This window comes from Undibacterium umbellatum (assembly GCF_014284125.1).
In the GTDB taxonomy this organism is placed as follows: Bacteria; Pseudomonadota; Gammaproteobacteria; order Burkholderiales; family Burkholderiaceae_D; genus Undibacterium; species Undibacterium umbellatum.
Window position 1 is genome coordinate 320080 of the sequence record NZ_JACOFX010000004.1, and the last position, 17325, is coordinate 337404.

General features: G+C 52.3%; 18 protein-coding genes. 10 read left to right on the forward strand and 8 right to left on the reverse strand.

Annotated features, from left to right (window positions below; all coding sequences use genetic code 11):
- The first annotated feature begins 272 nt into the window (after nucleotides 1–272).
- Together H8L47_RS11575 and H8L47_RS11580 are read left to right on the forward strand one after the other, a co-directional pair.
- Complete coding sequence (locus tag H8L47_RS11575; RefSeq protein WP_186953732.1) at nucleotides 273–1577, forward strand: amino acid deaminase; 1305 nt, start codon at nucleotides 273–275, stop codon at nucleotides 1575–1577.
- Nucleotides 1578–1579: 2 nt separating this feature from the next.
- Nucleotides 1580–3046: an N-acyl-D-amino-acid deacylase family protein gene (locus tag H8L47_RS11580; protein ID WP_186953733.1), complete on the forward strand. Its 1467-nt coding sequence runs from the start codon at nucleotides 1580–1582 to the stop codon at nucleotides 3044–3046.
- A 238-nt stretch (nucleotides 3047–3284) separates the two neighbouring features.
- Here the strand turns inward: H8L47_RS11580 and H8L47_RS11585 are convergent, their stop codons facing one another.
- Nucleotides 3285–4118 (reverse strand): isocitrate lyase/PEP mutase family protein, encoded by an 834-nt coding sequence (locus tag H8L47_RS11585; protein ID WP_222616500.1) that lies wholly within the window; start codon nucleotides 4116–4118, stop codon nucleotides 3285–3287.
- Between the two features lie 168 nt (nucleotides 4119–4286).
- Between H8L47_RS11585 and H8L47_RS11590 the strand changes: the two genes are divergently transcribed.
- The gene (locus tag H8L47_RS11590; RefSeq protein WP_186953734.1) at nucleotides 4287–4733 is read left to right on the forward strand and encodes an NIF family HAD-type phosphatase; all 447 of its coding nucleotides are present in this window, start codon (nucleotides 4287–4289) and stop codon (nucleotides 4731–4733) included.
- Between the two features lie 18 nt (nucleotides 4734–4751).
- Here the strand turns inward: H8L47_RS11590 and H8L47_RS11595 are convergent, their stop codons facing one another.
- The 5 genes from H8L47_RS11595 to H8L47_RS11615 form a co-directional block, all read right to left on the reverse strand.
- On the reverse strand, nucleotides 4752–5432 hold the full coding sequence (locus H8L47_RS11595; RefSeq protein WP_186953735.1) for a YdcF family protein: 681 nt from the start codon (nucleotides 5430–5432) through the stop codon (nucleotides 4752–4754).
- 6 nt (nucleotides 5433–5438) lie between these two features.
- Complete coding sequence (locus H8L47_RS11600) at nucleotides 5439–6137, reverse strand: hypothetical protein (RefSeq protein WP_186953736.1); 699 nt, start codon at nucleotides 6135–6137, stop codon at nucleotides 5439–5441.
- Nucleotides 6138–6147: 10 nt separating this feature from the next.
- Complete coding sequence (locus H8L47_RS11605) at nucleotides 6148–6642, reverse strand: hypothetical protein (RefSeq protein WP_186953737.1); 495 nt, start codon at nucleotides 6640–6642, stop codon at nucleotides 6148–6150.
- 123 nt (nucleotides 6643–6765) lie between these two features.
- On the reverse strand, nucleotides 6766–8040 hold the full coding sequence (locus tag H8L47_RS11610) for a M56 family metallopeptidase (RefSeq protein WP_186953738.1): 1275 nt from the start codon (nucleotides 8038–8040) through the stop codon (nucleotides 6766–6768).
- Nucleotides 8030–8407: a BlaI/MecI/CopY family transcriptional regulator gene (locus tag H8L47_RS11615; RefSeq protein ID WP_222616501.1), complete on the reverse strand. Its 378-nt coding sequence runs from the start codon at nucleotides 8405–8407 to the stop codon at nucleotides 8030–8032. The genes H8L47_RS11610 and H8L47_RS11615 overlap by 11 nt, the downstream gene beginning before the upstream one ends.
- Nucleotides 8408–8583: 176 nt before the next feature.
- Here H8L47_RS11615 and H8L47_RS11620 point away from each other — a divergent pair, with 176 nt between their 5' ends.
- Together H8L47_RS11620 and H8L47_RS30070 are read left to right on the forward strand one after the other, a co-directional pair.
- Nucleotides 8584–9744, forward strand: a complete 1161-nt coding sequence (locus H8L47_RS11620; protein WP_222616502.1) for a glycoside hydrolase 43 family protein — start codon at nucleotides 8584–8586, stop codon at nucleotides 9742–9744.
- Complete coding sequence (locus tag H8L47_RS30070) at nucleotides 9722–10237, forward strand: beta-xylosidase family glycoside hydrolase (protein WP_222616503.1); 516 nt, start codon at nucleotides 9722–9724, stop codon at nucleotides 10235–10237. Before H8L47_RS11620 ends, H8L47_RS30070 begins: the two co-directional genes overlap by 23 nt.
- Here the strand turns inward: H8L47_RS30070 and H8L47_RS11625 are convergent.
- Nucleotides 10234–10869, reverse strand: a complete 636-nt coding sequence (locus tag H8L47_RS11625; RefSeq protein ID WP_186953739.1) for a 2-dehydro-3-deoxy-6-phosphogalactonate aldolase — start codon at nucleotides 10867–10869, stop codon at nucleotides 10234–10236. The two genes, H8L47_RS30070 and H8L47_RS11625, sit on opposite strands and share 4 nt — an antisense overlap.
- Nucleotides 10870–10948: 79 nt before the next feature.
- Here H8L47_RS11625 and H8L47_RS11630 point away from each other — a divergent pair, with 79 nt between their 5' ends.
- The gene (locus tag H8L47_RS11630; protein ID WP_186953740.1) at nucleotides 10949–11251 is read left to right on the forward strand and encodes a hypothetical protein; all 303 of its coding nucleotides are present in this window, start codon (nucleotides 10949–10951) and stop codon (nucleotides 11249–11251) included.
- 227 nt (nucleotides 11252–11478) lie between these two features.
- Here H8L47_RS11630 and H8L47_RS11635 read toward each other — a convergent pair whose 3' ends face one another.
- Nucleotides 11479–11640 carry a hypothetical protein gene (locus H8L47_RS11635; protein WP_186953741.1) on the reverse strand — a complete coding sequence of 54 codons (162 nt, stop codon included), beginning with the start codon at nucleotides 11638–11640 and terminating at the stop codon, nucleotides 11479–11481.
- Nucleotides 11641–12176: 536 nt separating this feature from the next.
- On the opposite strand from H8L47_RS11635, the gene H8L47_RS11640 reads away from it, so the two are divergent.
- The 4 genes from H8L47_RS11640 (at nucleotide 12177) to H8L47_RS11655 (ending at nucleotide 17321) form a co-directional block, all read left to right on the forward strand.
- Nucleotides 12177–14480, forward strand: a complete 2304-nt coding sequence (locus H8L47_RS11640) for a TonB-dependent receptor domain-containing protein (protein WP_186953742.1) — start codon at nucleotides 12177–12179, stop codon at nucleotides 14478–14480.
- 302 nt (nucleotides 14481–14782) lie between these two features.
- The gene (locus tag H8L47_RS11645) at nucleotides 14783–15529 is read left to right on the forward strand and encodes a response regulator transcription factor (RefSeq protein ID WP_186953743.1); all 747 of its coding nucleotides are present in this window, start codon (nucleotides 14783–14785) and stop codon (nucleotides 15527–15529) included.
- Nucleotides 15526–17058: a sensor histidine kinase gene (locus tag H8L47_RS11650; RefSeq protein ID WP_186953744.1), complete on the forward strand. Its 1533-nt coding sequence runs from the start codon at nucleotides 15526–15528 to the stop codon at nucleotides 17056–17058. Before H8L47_RS11645 ends, H8L47_RS11650 begins: the two co-directional genes overlap by 4 nt.
- On the forward strand, nucleotides 17055–17321 hold the full coding sequence (locus H8L47_RS11655) for a DUF4212 domain-containing protein (RefSeq protein WP_186953745.1): 267 nt from the start codon (nucleotides 17055–17057) through the stop codon (nucleotides 17319–17321). Before H8L47_RS11650 ends, H8L47_RS11655 begins: the two co-directional genes overlap by 4 nt.
- Nucleotides 17322–17325: the final 4 nt, after the last annotated feature.

A 17325-nucleotide genomic window follows, 5' to 3' on the forward strand; every position in this document is an offset into this window, starting at 1 on the left:
GGCAAACCCTTCGGGAACTGACGATTTGGGCGCATTGCAGCGTTGTGCCCCTCGCTAAGGCAGGAGCCTTGGCAGCGGGACACGCCTTACACTGCATCCCAAATCGCCTTGTTCGCACTCATCCTATTTATGAAATGAGTTCTAGTTGTTTAAGACCTTTCAACACAGAGACACAGAGTTTGCACAGAGGGGCACAGAGGAAAACAAGAAAACAAGAAAGCAAGAAAGCAAGAAAGCAAAATACCAAGAATTTAAAGAATTTAGAGAACCCCATGCTGAACCTGACATCACTGAATGAACAAAGCCTGTTACCAGGCACCAAGGGGCTGGCCCTGACTGCCCCGCTGCTGCAAAAAGACCTTGGCGCACAAGCCTGGAATGTATTGAACGCCGACACCAGCTTCCCTGTCGCTGTATTGAAAGGCAGCGCCCTGCAACATAATCTGCAATGGATGAAGGCTTTCTGCGCCAGCCGTAACATCGTTCTGGCACCTCATGGCAAGACCACCATGAGCCCGCAACTGTTTGACATGCAATTGCGCAATGGTGCCTGGGGCATGACACTGGCCAATGTTAATCAAATGCGCGTAGCCCAGCGATTTGGCGTCAAACGCGTCATCATCGCCAATCAGCTCGTCAGCAAGAGCGATATCCATTCTGCCCTGTCCTTGCTGGCAGAAGACCCTGAATTCATTTTTTATGCAATTTGTGATTCTGTCGTCGGTGTCAACATGCTGGCAGATGCTGTGCGTGAAGCGGGCTTGCAAAGACCCTTGCCCCTGCTGGTGGAACTGGGCTTTGCAGGTGGTCGCACTGGTTGCCGCAGCAGGCAGGAAGCGCTGGAACTGGCACGCCATATTCACCGCAGTCCTTACCTGCAACTGGCAGGTGTAGAAGGTTATGAAGGCTTGCTGGTTGGTAAAAACCGCGAGCAGGATTTAATGCAAGTAAAAAGCTTTTTGCAAGATATGCTGGCCCTGAGCCAGCAGGCAGACCGCGAACAATTATTTGACTTGCCCGAGATATTAATCTCTGCTGGTGGCTCTGCGTATTTTGACCTGGTGGGCGAGGAGTTTGCCAGCAAAATGAAACTCTCACTCCCCTTGCTGCCCATCTTGCGCAGCGGTTGCTATGTCACGCATGACCATGGTTTTTATCATGGCCTGGTGGAAGAAATGCATGGCCGCGTTGCTGACTTGCCAGCAGGTGGCTTGCGACCCGCACTGGAAGTCTGGAGCATGGTGCAATCGCGCCCTGAAAACGACCTGGCCATCCTGACCATGGGCAAGCGCGATGCTTCATACGACATTGACATGCCCCTGCCTTTTGCCACCCATAGACCAGGCCACGCCAGCGCCCCATTTGCCCTGCCAGCCGCTTGCAAGATAGAAAAAATGAATGACCAGCATGCCTACCTGCGCCTGCCCAAAGACAGTGGCCTGTGCCAGACCCTGGCAGTGGGCGACCTCATCGCCTGCGGCATTTCCCACCCCTGCACGACCTTTGACAAGTGGCCGCTAATGCTGGTGGTCGATGATACCTATCGCGTACAGTCTGCCATCAACACCATATTCTGATCATGCCAGACGGTACATTTGATGTCGTGATCAGCAATGCCCTGGTGTATGACGGCAGCGGCTGCGCACCCTACCCTGCTGACATAGGCATATGTGGCCAAAAGATAACAGCCATCGCAGCGCCTGCCAGCCTGAAAGGGCTGCACATCATCGACGCCAAAGGCATGGCCGTGGCACCCGGTTTTATCGACGTGCATACCCATGATGACAGGGTAGTCTTGCAACAACCCGCCATGCAGCCCAAGCTGACGCAAGGCGTGACGACCGTCATCACCGGCAATTGCGGCATCAGCCTTGCACCCTTGCAAGCCAGTGCTGCAGTGCCTGCCCCCTTGTCGCTGATAGGCGCACAAAAAGACTACCAGTTTGCCAGCGTGGCTGACTATGCCGCCGCCGTCACAGCTGCTGAGCCAGCCGTCAATGTAGGCATGTTGATAGGACACTCCACCCTGCGCGTGAATGCGATGGCAGACTGGTCAGGCCCTGCCAGCGCAACAGAAACCAGCCACATGCAAACCCTGTTGGCAGAAGGTATGGGGGCTGGCGCACTGGGTTTCAGTTCCGGCCTGTTTTACCAGACCAGCAAGGCCTCCGACAATGCCGAAGTCATCGCACTTGCCAAGGTCAGCGCCGAGGCTGGTGGGGTGTACACCTCGCATATACGCGATGAATACAATGGCGTCATGGATGCCCTGGCAGAAGCCTGCGATGCCGGGCAGGCGGCAAATCTGCCCGTGATACTCTCACATCACAAATGCGCAGGCACGGCCAACTGGGGACGAACGACCGAAACACTGGCTTATATCAGTGAGCGCCGTCGCAATCAGGCGGTAGGGCTGGATGCCTATCCCTATGCCGCAGGTTCCACCGTGCTAGACCCCGATTATGTCGATGGTGTCATACGCATTATGGTGACATTTTCTGAACCTTACCCGGCCATGTCAGGACGTGACCTGGCAGATATTGCCGCTGAGTGGCAAGTCGATCAACAAGAAGCAGCGCGCCGCCTGCATCCCGCAGGCGCAGTCTATTTTCAGATGCGAGAAGATGATGTGCAGCGCGTACTCAGCTATCCGCACACCATGATAGGTTCTGATGGTTTGCCACATGATGCGCATCCACATCCACGCCTGTGGGGCGCTTTTCCGCGCGTGCTGGGCCATTATGTGCGCGAAGAAAAACTCTTCAGCCTGGCTGAAGGCATACGCCGCATGACGACCTTGTCTGCCGATCACTTTGGCCTCAAACAACGTGGCCGCATCGCTTGCGGCTGCTGGGCTGATCTGGTGATTTTTGATCCGGACACAATAAGTGACGCAGCCACTTTTGCGCAGCCCAAACAAGCTGCCAAAGGTGTGCTGTGGGTATTGGTGAATGGCGTCATCGCCATGGCAGATGGCAAGCTGACTGGCAAACGCGCTGGCAAGGTTTTACGCAGACAGGATGAGCGATATGCGTACAATGACTGAAGCTGGTTCGTCTGGCAAAGAAATAATGATGAGCAAGCCTGGTATGCAGAAGATTATCTGCTCTGCAGCTTCTTGATGGCCAACTGGTACTGGGCAGAGTTTGGCGAAGAAAAGCCTGAAGAATTTTTCAGGCTGTAAACTGGCGAAAATACAAATAACTTTTGTTCACTATCACCACGGAATAAGACCAAAAATCTCACCACAGAGACACTGAGACGGCACAGAGGCTTGAAATCCTTCAAGCAAACAATTCTTCCGCTTCTGCAAATCCATAAAAACTGCGTTCCATGTTTTGCCAGCTGCCTGTTTTCCTGGCTTCTTCTGCAATATCACGCAGCGTACCCATCACTGCCAGCATGGGGCAAACACCCAGGCTGACGCGGCTGGCACCGGCATTAAACAAATCCTGCGCGATCGGTGCACCTGGCATGGCCATGATATTGAGCGGTCCTTTGATCGCTTGCGCCAGACGTGCAATGATAGCCAGATCAGCCAGTGCCGGTACAAAGACCATGTCAGCACCGGCTGCCAGATAGGCATTGCCACGCTGTATGCTCATCGCTATGCGTGCCTCGATATCTTCACCCAGGCCAAGCAGGAAAGTATCCGTGCGGGCATTGATCCACAAAGGCAATCCAGCCTGATCCGCTGCCTGCCTTGCTGCAGCAATGCGTGCACATTGGGCATCCACAGCAAACAAAGCTGTGTCGGCAGAACCGTGAGCATTGTCTTCAAGATTGACACCAACGACACCGGCAGCGATGACCTGCCTGATGGTCTCTGCCACCGCTTCCGGCGCAGCACCATAGCCAGCTTCGATATCAGCGTTGACAGGCACGTCGACTGATTTGGCGATAGCGGCAATTTGCGCCACCATCTTGTCGCGCCCTATCAGTTCGGCATCACAAAAACCCTGAGAATATGCAATGCCACCGCTGGTCGTACCCAGGGCAGGAAAACCCGCTCTGGCAAAAATACGGGCGCTGGCGATGTCCCAGGCATTGGCCAGCAGGAACTGACCTTGTTGATTCAATTGACGAAATTCCTGGGCCAGTTTGATTTGTTGTTGCATGGTGGGTTCTCTTTTATTGTGCTTGAAAGATGCGCATTGTTCCATAGCGTAGTACCCCTGACTGGCAGTTTTCGGCCCTTGTAATTTGTATACTATTTCTGATTTCCACCTATTGCGTGACAGGCATGAGGATGCGACACTATGCCTTCTGCCATCTCGTCTTGCCCAATGAAAAAAACAAAACCAAAAGTGCTGGCACTCGACCTTGAAGGCACACTGATTTCAAACGCCATGAGCCAGATTCCGCGCCCTGGCCTGTTTGAATTCCTGGAGCGTTGCGCTGCACTTTTCCCATGGCTGGTCATGTTCACGACAGTCAAAGAAGAAAAATTCCGCCAGATTGCCCGGCTGCTAGTGGACGAATGCAAGACACCAACATGGTTTGCCAATATTGAATACATCAACTGGCAAGGTGAAACCAAGAATCTGGAATTTATACCGAATGCAATAGTGGAAGAAAGCATCCTGGTCGATGATTTTGAAATCTATGTGCATCCCGGCCAGGCTGCGCAATGGATGCCGATAGAATTTTTTGATTATCCTTATCCTGAGGATGACAAGGGTTTATTCAAGATGTTGAACAAGCTTGAAGTCCGATTGACAAGCTCTGAATAATGTCTAATCAGCGTAGCTCTATTTATCATTCTTGCTGGCATTGCAGGGATCAGGCACTGCACTGGCCAGCTTGTACTTGAGGTAATAAAATCCTTCGTAGAGTACAGACTGGCTTTTTGAACGCCAGCTGACATAACGGCTGGTCGGTGTAGCAGCGGAGATAGCATGGATATGCAACTCATTCGCCATAGCCATCGCCCGCCTCATATGCAGTGGGTCACTGACGATCAGCACTTTTTGCAGTTTTTGTTCCTGCATGAGCTGGCAAGCCTGCACCAGGTTTTGCCAGGTATTCGTCGAGCTTTCTTCTATCAAAATCTGCGCGGCAGGAACGCCTTCAGCCATCGCGTACTGACGGGCCGCGGCTGATTCTGACAGGCGATCACCGGCACTCAAGCCGCCGGTAAAGATCAGGTAAGACACCTGACCAGTTTTGTATAGCTGTATGCCGTGTTTGATACGCTCGGCAAATACTGGTGATGGCTTATCTTTCCAGACGGATGCTCCCAGCACTATCGCCGCATCTGCTTTGATCTTTCCAGGCTCTGCAAATTTCTGGCTGAGCAGTGCAGGATAATAAGCGATGCTCAGCAAGACCTGGATATACGCAGCCAGCAAAAGCAGGACCAAGAATACAACAAGGCGCTTGGCGTTGATTGTGCTGAAGTAGCGACGCAGCGCAGGCAAACGGGATATCACTTAGGCTTACTGTTTTCTTAGCACGCGCCAGGGCTTGCTGGTTTTGGGGTCTACCGGCACGCGTTTTTCATTGCTCGCATAATCATCTTCAAACACTGCCCAAGTTTCTCCACGCTGGAACAGATACCAGAATGGCAGTTTGCGGCCCTCTACACGCAAGGGAGTGCCGTACAAATCGAGTTCAGATAAATCCAGTGACAGACTGGCTTTGGATGGCTTGCCATTGATGCTAAGTCTGCCGTTCTGAAAACACCATTGCTCTTTTTCTTCGCCGACAAAACAGCCTTGTATGATACGTGCCAGATACAAATCAGCTTCTTTTTGGGCAAGCCTGCCCAGGCGTTGATAAGGGCCTTGTTCTGTCCTGCGTTTGCCATCACCAAGCAACCAGATTTTGTCGCCTTGCAGACGCAGGCAATATGCTGTTTCGTCACCCTCATGCCAGGCCAGGTTTTGTTTGATTTGACCGTCTTTGATGGTTAGCGCCACTTGCTGGCCATCCGTCGCCGCCATCGCGCCAGTCCAGTTGCCATGTTTTTTCAGCAAATCAAGAAAAGAACTGCTGCTCCAGTAGCCTTCCTGTTTCTTAAGCCCGGCATCACCAGTGCAGAGCTTGTCTGATGCAGCCATGGCAATTGATGCACAGGACAACAGCAGAGCGATGCTGATTTTTTTGATGATGAAAGCCATGTTTGATTTTTTCATCTTGAAGACCTTATTCCATCGCATGCAAGTAGTCAATCCAGAGTTGAAAGTAGCGTTTCAATTCTGCTTTGCGTATGTGAGTATCGGCATGATGGATTAAAAAATCTGCCTGGTTTTGCAATTTGTCAGCCAGCAGCATTTTTCTGACCTCTGGCAATATCCATCCCACATACAAGTGCAGATCAGCGATTTCCCAGGTATCTGTATGTGGCTTGCACAAATAGGCATTGGCAGCACGTCGGTATTCCATGACCAGCAAGATCACCTCTGGCGAAAAAGCTGATACCAGGGGTGCGTATGTCGCTAGTTCCTGATCTGCCTGAAACAGTGGGTGCAGACAAAAAGCCTTTAAGGCGTTGAGGCTGGCATCCAGAGTTATCATGATTTCCAGGCCATCATCGATATGCTTCATCAGCAATTCCTGGCTGCGTGCGGCCTGGCGCGCTCCGTAGACTTTGCTGATTTCCTGGTATTCCCTGGTTTCTGTGATTGCGTGTTTTAACACTATACTTGCCTGAAATTTTCCATGTTTAGCTTCTCCAACATACACGAGCTTATGCAGTAGATTTTAACAGAACAGCAAAGTCAAATCGCCTGATCTTGACCTTGCTGCCAGATTGCGATCTGTTTAGTTTGTCTTCTTTGCCAGGTTGACCGTCATCTTGATATCAAAGTCCAGTTGCTTATCCGGCGTTTCTTTTTGCAATGTGGCTGTTTGATTCAAGCCTGTGATGAGTTTGGGTTCTGCCACCAGCGCCCCATCTTTCTCGACTTTCATGGCGATGACGACGGCATCTTTGTACTTGTCTGCCGGTGCTGGCAGCAAGGTGAAACTGATTTCCCATTTGGCTTGCTGTTTTTTTGATGTCAGACCTATCGTGGCTTGCTTGCCCTGCTCGACCATGACGGTAGGTGAAAGAGTTTCGCCGCCTACGCTGATATCGGTATTGACGAGATAGCTATCGACACCAGCTTTAATGGCTTCCTGTTTCTGCGCAGCTTGAGTAAGCACCACACTGCTTGGCGTAACTGCCCAGGCACTATAGGCGCTGGCAGCGCACAAACCGCTCAGCATGAGATAGGAGACACTACGTTTAAACAGACCAGGTTTTGAATGTTGCAATTGCATGATTCTCTCCTTTAAGGGATGACGGGACGGCCAATGACAGGCCAGGGCGCTGGGGGTGATACTGAGCTGGGTTTTGAGCATGGCTTCGGCATAGGTACGCCTGGCTTGTGGGTCTTGTGTTATCACAAGCGCGTCACAGGCCAGTTCCTGATCGAGTCGAAAACACCTTGCCGCAATAAACATCAAGGGGTTAAACCAGAACAGGCATTGCATCAATGCGCACACGGTATTGGCAATGACATCTCCACGACCTTGATGCACCAGTTCATGACGGATGATAAGTGCCTGTTCTGCTGCGCTATAACGCTCAAAAAAATCTGCTGGCACGATGATTTTTGGCTTGAAAAATCCTGTCAGCGCGGGGCCAATGTCATTATCACTGGTAAGGTAGAAGCCCTCGCATTTGATCAATGTTCCCATACGGCGCAAGAAACGCTGGTGCTGCATTCCAAACAGCACCAACATGCCAAGTCCACCTATAATCCAGGCGCTGACAAGCATAGTTGGCCAGATACTGGCTGGTGCAATGTCTAGCAGAGCCATGCTGGAAATGACCTGGTCAGCAGGAGCGCCATGCGCTGTGGGCATGTCCAGATATTGGCGATGCGGGAAGAGCATGGCAATCAAACTCAATGGCAAAATTCCCCATAGCTGATAGGCGATACTGGCACCAGCTAGCCTTCGCAATCCTTGCCGGACAAGCAGGATGAAGACAATCAATACACTGGTGACCAGGCAAGCCAGCAATGCGGGCTGCAATAAACTATTCATCATCACCCAGCTCCTTGATCAGACGTTTGAGTTCGGCGATATCCTGTTTGGATAATTTTTTTTGTTCGCTAAAGTGGGCAACCAAAGGCGCAATGCGGCCATTGAACATACGGTCCAAAAACCCCTTGCTCTCGGACATCAGCCATTGCTCGCGCTTCAATACAGGTGAATACAGAAAGCGCCTGCCGTCTTTTTCCGCCTTGATCGCACCTTTCTTCAGCAAACGGTTCAGCAGCGTCTTGACGGTGGTTTCCTGCCAGTCTTGCTGTTGCACGAGAATGGCACTGACCTCTTCGGCCGCCAGGGGATGGCGTTGCCACAGGGTTTCCATGACCAGCGATTCTGCTTCGCTGATGGCGATGTTTTTCATTATTGTCTCCGGCAATATTGATCAATTACAGATGTAATCGATAATTGATGATTACACGTGTAATTATTCAAGTCAACAAACAAATGCTTCTCCGTAAAAACTTTGCTTGCATGCGCAGGTCAAGGATTGCATAATTGGCCTTACCAATTTATAACTGGTCAACCAATAAGGATGTTATGCAATACTGCAAAAAGAGTCTGCCATGCAAGTCCTGGCTGCCCAAGGTCATACTGCTACTCGCCTTTCTGAGTGGGCAAAGCTTTGCTGCCGACAATGATGCAGGTAAGGCGCGCTATCAAAACCCTGTCATCCATGCCGACTATTCTGACCCTGATGTGATACGCGTAGCCGACCGCTATTACATGACTTCATCGAGCTTCAATAGCGCTCCTGGCCTGCCTTTGCTGGAATCGGCAGATATGGTGCACTGGCAACTGGTTGGGCACGCCCTGCCCCAGCAACTACCGTTGGCAGACTTTGTACAACCACAGCATGGCAAGGGAGTGTGGGCGCCTTGTCTGCGCTATCACAATAATCGCTTCTGGATTTTTTATCCTGACCCGGACCAGGGTATTTATGTGATGACAGCGGAAAAATTCCGTGGCCCCTGGAGCACTCCTCATCTGCTGCTGGCGGGCAAGGGCATCATTGATCCTGCCCCCTTGTGGGATGACGATGGCCAGGCTTATCTTGTCCACGCCTGGGCCAAAAGCCGTGCTGGTTTCAATAATGTGCTGAGTCTGCGTCGCATGAACAACGAGGCGACCAGGATACTGGATAGCGCAGGCCAGATCATCGTCGACGGCAATAAACTGCCCAACTACAAAACCCTGGAAGGACCCAAGCTACATAAGCATCAAGGCTATTACTATATATTCGCCCCTGCTGGTGGTGTAGAAGAAGGCTGGCAATCAGTCTTTCGCTCGCGTCATATCGCGGGGCCATATGAAGACAGAATAGTCATGACACAAGGCGCGTCGACCACCAACGGCCCGCACCAGGGTGCCTGGGTACAAACGCCGCAAGGCACTGACTGGTTTTATCACTTCCAGGACAAGCGCGCCTATGGCCGCATCGTCCACTTGCAACCGATGCACTGGAAAGATGGCTGGCCGGTCATAGGAACTGACATCAACAATACCGGCAAGGGTGAGCCTGTACTCAGCCACGCCATGCCGCTGGCGGGGAATTTTCCTGTCACAGAACCAGCTACCACAGATGAGTTCGACCAGCAGCAACTGGGTCTGCAATGGCAGTGGAATGCCAACTGGAAAGCCACCTGGTTTTCACTGACAGACAGACAGACCGGATCATTTGCGCCTGTATACACAATATGACACCAGCTTTATTGCTGAAAAAAATTTGGTAAATGTACCCGCATTGTTGCTGCAAAAACTGCCAGCAGAGCAATTTACGGTAGATGTCAAACTGGACGTGAACCATCTCAACAATGATGGTAGTAGCGGCCTCATCCTGTATGGCCTCAACTATGCATGGCTAGGGGTGCAGCAAGCGCAGGGGCGCGAGCTATTGTTAACTACCTGCATCAAGACAGCGGTGGCTGCTGCCCCATGCACAGAAACTATTCAGGCCAGCCTGCCCTGGCGTAGCAACATCGCCTACTTGCGCATGCAGGTACAGGCTGGCGGAAAGACCCGCTTCTACTACAGCTCTGACCAGCAGCAATATTCAGCGATAGGCATGGCATTCACCGCCAGCATGGGGCGCTGGGTAGGTGCGCAGATGGGCCTGTTCAGCATCAGCAACGACACAACTGCATCGGCGAACAACTTTGTGGATTTCGATTACTTCAGGGTCACAAAAAATTAATCCTTGCCCACCAGTGCATTGATAAAGCTGCTAGCAGCCTGCATGACTTGCTGGGCCGACCAGCCTGGTTGATACAGACTGGCACCCAGTCCAAAACCATTCGCGCCCGCCTTCAAATACGCTTGCATGCCTGCCGGTTTGACGCCACCCACTGGCAGGCACAGGCTATCGGCAGGCAAGACCGTACGCCAGACTTTTAACACCGTAGGTGGCACCGACTCTGCGGGGAACAACTTAAGCCCATCCGCCCCCGCATGCAGTGCTGCAAAGGCTTCACTGATGGTCGCTACTCCCGGCAGGCTGTACATGCCACGCTGGCTGGCCGCTGTGATCAGGGCAACATCCGTATGCGGCATGACAATCAAACCGCCCCCCACATCCTGCACCTGCCCCACCTGCTCCAGCCGCAATACCGTCCCCGCTCCCAGCAAACAATCCTCAGGCAAAGCCCTGGCCAGCACACCTATGCTGCGCAAGGCATCGGGCGAATTCAGGGGTATCTCCATACAGCGAAAACCTTGCTCGTACAGACCCAGGGCAATTTCTTCGCATTCATGGGTCTGGATGCCGCGCAGGATCGCGACCAGGGGGATGGAATTAAGGTAGGTGGAAAAATTGGTGGATGGGGACATGGTGAAATTTTTTCGTGAAGTATTTGACAGTGCTTTGGTAAGTATATTGCTGTAACGTTCGAGTAGCCGGATTTTGAATTTGGGGACTGCTGTTGCTGTTGCTGTTGCTGTTGCTGTTGCTGTTGCTGTTGCTGTTGCTGTTGCTGTTGCTGTTGCTGTTGAGTTTGATTTTGACGTTGTTTTTGAATTTTTGCAGTTCCCATGTGTCGATGCCGTTTGTGCGGTACAGAAAATGGAAACAGAAGAGCCGATGTCTGAGCCGAAGGCGAGTTTCGGATCTTCCCATTTTTTGTATCGCACAAACGGGCACCCCGCAGGGGCGTCGACGCCTGGGTCGCCTTCTTTTGCTTCCTTTTCTTGGCGAAGCAAGAAAAGGGAGTAGCTGCCGGGCTACCCCCGGCCTGCAATAGCAAATATCGTGTGCAAGTCAATAAAAACCAAACTTAAAAATATCGTTTCTTTTTTTATGCGTTGATCGAAGGCTGAATGTTGGGCTGGTAAAGCGCAGCCCAACCTACATTTATTTCAATGCGTCAGTCGCATGCCATTACTTAAACTGATAATTCAACGACAGCTTCACTATCCTCCCCAAAAAATTATCTTAATAATTTACCCCATAATTCCCGCGCGGATCATATTCATGCTTATGGTTGACTGGTTGATACAACTGCCTATCATGCCACCCACCTGACCAAAGGTGTAGACCGGCAATTTGCTGCACAAGCCCGGATTGGCGGCACAGACTGCGGCAGCCTGGTCCTGATAGGCCATGTGCCAGCCAAATTAAGTGTGTCATGACTGTCTCACGCATTTTCATTTTTCTGTCTTTCATGTTCCTGGTCTCTGCTTGGCTGACATATCTGGAATCTGAATATGTTTTCTAATCAAAATCACTCAGGTGTCTGGCAAACTCTTGTGGAGCAATGCACACATGATTCGACATGAAAAAGTCTAAGTCGTCTGTGAATGTCACGCCATCGACATATTTTCAACTTCACGTTTAGCTAAATTTGATGGTGATGAAAGACCTTATTTGTAACGGAGTGAATAAAGCAGGCAAGTACACAAGGGATGCTTTTTGAACTACGGTAAAATCCAGGCCTTTGATGCTTTAGTGGACTTTCACAGTGAAAATCGGAGTGCCTGCCATGTGCGCGGCGATCATGGCAGCGTTGCAAATGCTCGCGATAGCCCCGCTATCGCTGTGCTTTGCTCCTTGCCCTGATTCGCCGGGCACATGTCCTTCACTCTCGATTTCACTGTGACAGTCCACTAGCCGTCGCCAAGCAGCCCACTTAAGTAAAATCATGACACTTTATAAAAAAAACAAACTGGCGAAGGTTCTGACTACAACATCCAGACATCATAAACAAGGTCTTTTTGCCCTCTTACTGGGCACATTTTTCACCGAAGCCATGTGGGTAAATCCGGCGCTGGCACAGGCAATTGCAGCGCCAACGAAACCAGCAGCTACCAAGCCTGCGCCCGCTACGCCAGCAAAGCCCGAAATCAAGACTGAAACCAAGCCAGCATCGCCGCCTGAAGTCGAAGCTCCAACGGTCACCGTCTCTGCAGAGCGCCCCAGCAACCGTATCGACCGCCAGGTCTATGATGTTAAATCTGATGTCAGCAGCACCAATGGTTCGGCGGCTGATGCCTTAAACAATGTGCCCTCAGTGAATGTAGACCCGGATGGCACGGTCAGCCTGCGTGGCAGCACCAAGGTGCAAATCCTGATTGATGGCAAGCCATCTGCGATGCTGCAGGGAGACAACCGCGCGGCTACCCTGGCAGCCATGCCTGGGAATGATATTGAATCGGTCGAAGTCATCAATAACCCCGGTGCGCAGTTCGGCAACGAGGCAGGTGGTGGCCCCATCATCAACCTGGTCATGCGACGCACGCGCCAGCCGGGTGGCTTCGGCGTCATCAATGCCAATGGCGGTTCTGCGGGTCGCTACAATACTGCGCTCTCTGGCAGTTATCATGAAGGTGCATGGGGCATACAGGGTGGCGTCAATTTCCGCCATGATGGTCGCAATTCTGTAGGCGATGCGGTACGTGACCGCATCGATGGCATAGGGGCGGCGACACATAACACCCAGACTTCCAGCGCAAAAGGTTTGAATAATTCTTCCGGCCTGAATGCTGCGCTGACCTACAACCTGGGTGCCAAAGATACCCTGGGAGCCAATTTTTCTTACTCTGCGCGTAACAACGACCAGCAATCTGAAGATCACTACCTGACCTTTAACAAGGATAATGCCTTGTTCAGTGATTATGTACGCACCACCCAGCGCAAGGGTGACGGCACCAGCTATAGCTGGGGTGCGCGTCTTGACCACAAGGGGGACATCAGTGGCGAAAACCTGAAACTGGATTTTCGGGTATCGTCATCCGAGAATGCCAGTGTCAGCAATTATGCCAATGTGTATGCAGTCAAACCCGAATTGATGTCCGACAGGTATACCCTGCAAGACAATAGAAGCAATGTAAAGCTGGTCGACTTCACGGGTGACTATGAGCGCCCGCATGACAATGGCCTGGTCAAGCTGGGTTATAAAATCGCCGACAATAAGAGTGAATTTGATACCGGCTATTTCGATATCAACCCGGTCAGCAATGCCCGGACTGTCAACACAACCAGAACCAATCGCTACAGCCTGGATGAAGGGAATCTGGCACTGTATGGCTCATACCAGTTGCGCTTGAATGAGCAATGGGGGGTGCTGGCAGGTTTGAGGACAGAATATACCCACATCGATGTGCGGCAACTGAGTGCCAATATTGCGGCAACGAATCATTACCTCAGCTATATCCCGAGTTTTTTTGCAAGTTATAAACTGTCGGACGATACCACCCTGCGTTTCAGTTATGCCCACCGCATACGCCGCGCCGGTGCGAATGAACTTAACCCCTACGTCAGCTATCGCGACGAACTGAATGCCTCCAGCGGCAATCCCGGACTGAAACCTACCCAGACCGATTCTTTTGAGCTTGCGTATGAAACACGCGTTGACAAGCTCGATGTCAATCTCAGGGCCTATTATCGCAAAGAGAGCGACTCCATCATCTATCGCCGGACTTTTCTCAAAGACGGTGTCTTGCTGACCACGCCAGACAATGGTGGTGGCAGCCATACCCGTGGCCTGGAGTTCACCGTCAGCGGCAAGCTCACCCCCAAGCTTTCCATCAACACCAGTGGCAATCTCTTGTTGGGTGAACAAACCTATATCAACACTGCCGGGCAGGAAGTCCACAGGCCATCTACTTCCCTGAGCGTGCGCGGCAGGATCAATTATCAGATTACTGACGACGATCACCTGCAACTGAGCCTTAACACCCAGGGCCGCACCGTGTCGGGCGAGGGTTATCGCCAGCCCAATTCCACGGCCAATTTCAGCTATCGCCACAACATCACCAAGAGCCTGAATCTGGTCGTGAATGTGACGGACATCTTCAATTCCAACAAGACTGAAACCCAGGTCGATACTGATATTTTGAAAGAAAGTAGCATACGCCGCTATGATGGCCGCCTGATCTACGTCGGTTTTTCTTACCGTTTTGGTGGTGTCACGCCTGGTGGCAATTCGCGCCCTCCCCGAGGGTAATAGCGAGAGTGATAGCCGAGGTGACAAATCAGAAGGCAAATAAAGCGACAGCTTTGCTCTTTCGCAACGATCTTCTACAAAGCAGGCTCTGGTTTTGAGTTAAAGTTATGGAAACGCTATATCTGCTGCCACGGCGGGATGTAGTGAAAATTTGACATAGATCAAATGTTTTGTGACCGACCATGACATCTTGAAGCTGGCTGAGCATGCATCTGTTTCAGTAATGACAATGCAGCATAAGCAGCACTGGATGCTATGGAGGCCATCGCCATCATAACGAGACAAACAAGATAGAAGCCACCATGCGTATTTTGCTAGCGGAAGACGATAGCGTCCTGGCCGACGGCCTCACCCGTTCGCTGCGACAATCCGGTTATGCCACAGATTGTGTCAACGACGGCGAGGCGGCCGATACTGCTCTGACTACCCAGGATTTTGATTTACTGATACTCGACCTGGGCTTGCCCAGGCTCAGTGGGCTGGAAGTCTTGCGCCGCCTGCGGGCGCGCAACTCACGTCTGCCGGTGCTGATATTGACGGCGGCAGATTCGGTAGAGCAAAGGGTCAAGGGCCTGGATCTGGGGGCCGACGATTACATGGCCAAGCCCTTTGCCCTGTCCGAGCTGGAAGCACGGGTGCGTGCTTTGACGCGCCGTGGTGCTGGTGGCGGGCCGACTGTCATCAAGCATGGGCCGCTGACGTATGACCAGGTCGGGCGGATTGCCTATATCCATGAACAGATGCTGGATTTGTCGGCGCGTGAACTGGGCTTGCTGGAAGTGTTGCTGCAACGCACGGGGCGGCTGGTGTCCAAGGAGCAATTGGTCGATCACCTCTGTGAATGGGGTGAAGAAGTCAGCAACAATGCCATCGAAGTCTATGTCCACCGCCTGCGCAAGAAAATAGAAATTGATGGCGTGCGCATCGCCACCGTGCGCGGCCTGGGTTATTGCCTGGAAAAATTCTTTGTCCCTGCTGCCCCTTCCGGCGCTGCACAAGTTGCACCAGCGACGCCAGCTACACCGGCCACTACAACTGAGCAAAAATGAGTGTCCCGCCAGGCAGTGCCGACAGCGACGCAATAGCGCCTGACAGCACGGCAGGCAAGCAGCCGGAAGAAAAAATCCAGCGTTCATTGTTTGGCGAAATCCTCGACTGGATGCTGGCCCCGCTCTTGCTGCTATGGCCCATGAGCATCGCCATCACTTATCTGGTGGCCAAGTCCATCGCCAACCAGCCTTTTGACCGGGCGCTGGAAGACAATGTGCTGGTGCTGTCACAGCAAGTCAAGGAAATTGACGGGCAAGCCATTACCCAGCTCAGCAATCCGGCGCGTGATATTTTACGTGCCGATGATCTCGACAATATCTATTTCCAGATCAAGGGCCTCAAGGGCGAAGTCGTCGATGGTGACCGCGACTTGCCTGCTCCAGCAGAAGATGACAAACCGCCCGCAGGCAGCGTGCAATTCAGGAATGCTGTCTTGCGCGGCATCGACATACGCATCGCCTATAGCTATATCGACCTCAACAGGACGGGCAAGCGTGGCCCCAACAAAGACCCGCACCTGGCCCTGGTGCAAGTGGCAGAGACCCTGGAAAAACGCAGCCTGCTGGCCAATGAAATCATCAAGGGGGTGATACTGCCGCAATTCATCATCTTGCCGATTGCCCTGGCGCTGGTCTGGTTTGCCCTGAGCCGTGGCTTGTCGCCACTGGCAGAGTTGCAGCAACGGATCAGGGCGCGCAGGCCGGATGATCTCAGCCCCATTGATTCGCGCCATGTGCCGGAAGAGATTACGCCCCTGGTCAAATCACTCAATGAAATGCTGGAGCGCCTGGCGCAAACCATCGCCATCCAGAAACGCTTCATCGCCGACGCTGCCCACCAGATGAAAACCCCGCTGGCGGGCATGCGCATGCAGTCCGAACTGGCTTTGCGTCAGACTGACCAACATGAGATACATCAGTCGCTGGCCCAGATAGCCACCAGTTCAGAAGCCGCTACCCGGCTGGTGAATCAATTGCTGACGCTGGCCCGCGCAGAAAACCTCGCCCCCACCAACCAGCCACGCGAGCAAATCGATCTCAACATCCTGGCACGCAATGTGGTGCAGGAATGGATACAGACATCCTTCGCAAAAAAGATAGACCTGGGTTTCGAGCAAGACAAGAATGCCGTGCTGATCTTTGGCAGCCCGCTGATGCTGCGTGAAATGATCAGCAATCTGATCGACAATGCCTTGCGCTATACCCCGCAAGCACATAGCGTGACCGTGCGCGTACGCATAGACCATGACGAAGCATTGGCGATACTGGAAGTAGAAGACAATGGCCCTGGCATACCGCCAGCAGAGCGCGAGCGCGTGTTTGAACGCTTTTACCGCATCCTCGGCAGCAATGTGCAGGGCAGCGGCCTGGGCCTGGCTATCGTGCGCGAAATCGCCAGTCAGCATGATGCCCGCATACAGATACTGGATAACCCGCAACCGCAAGATGCTGCTCATCCCGGTTGCCTGTTCCGCATTTCTTTCCAGTTGAATCCCTATGATGAAGTAGCCATGGAAGGTTTGTCATGAGCAATCAAGCAGACAACGCAGGTAGCGTCAGCAAACACTACTGGCGTCACACCAGGAGGCTGACCACAGTTTTGCTGGTGTGCTGGGGCGCATTGTGCTTTAGCGTATTATTTTTTGCGCGTGAATTATCAGCACTGACTTTCTTTGGCTGGCCTTTTTCCTTTTACATGGCAGCCCAGGGCCTGACGCTGAGTTTTGTCATGATACTGGCTATCTATTCCCTGGGTATGCACTGGATAGGCCGCAAGCAAACAGGACATTGATCAC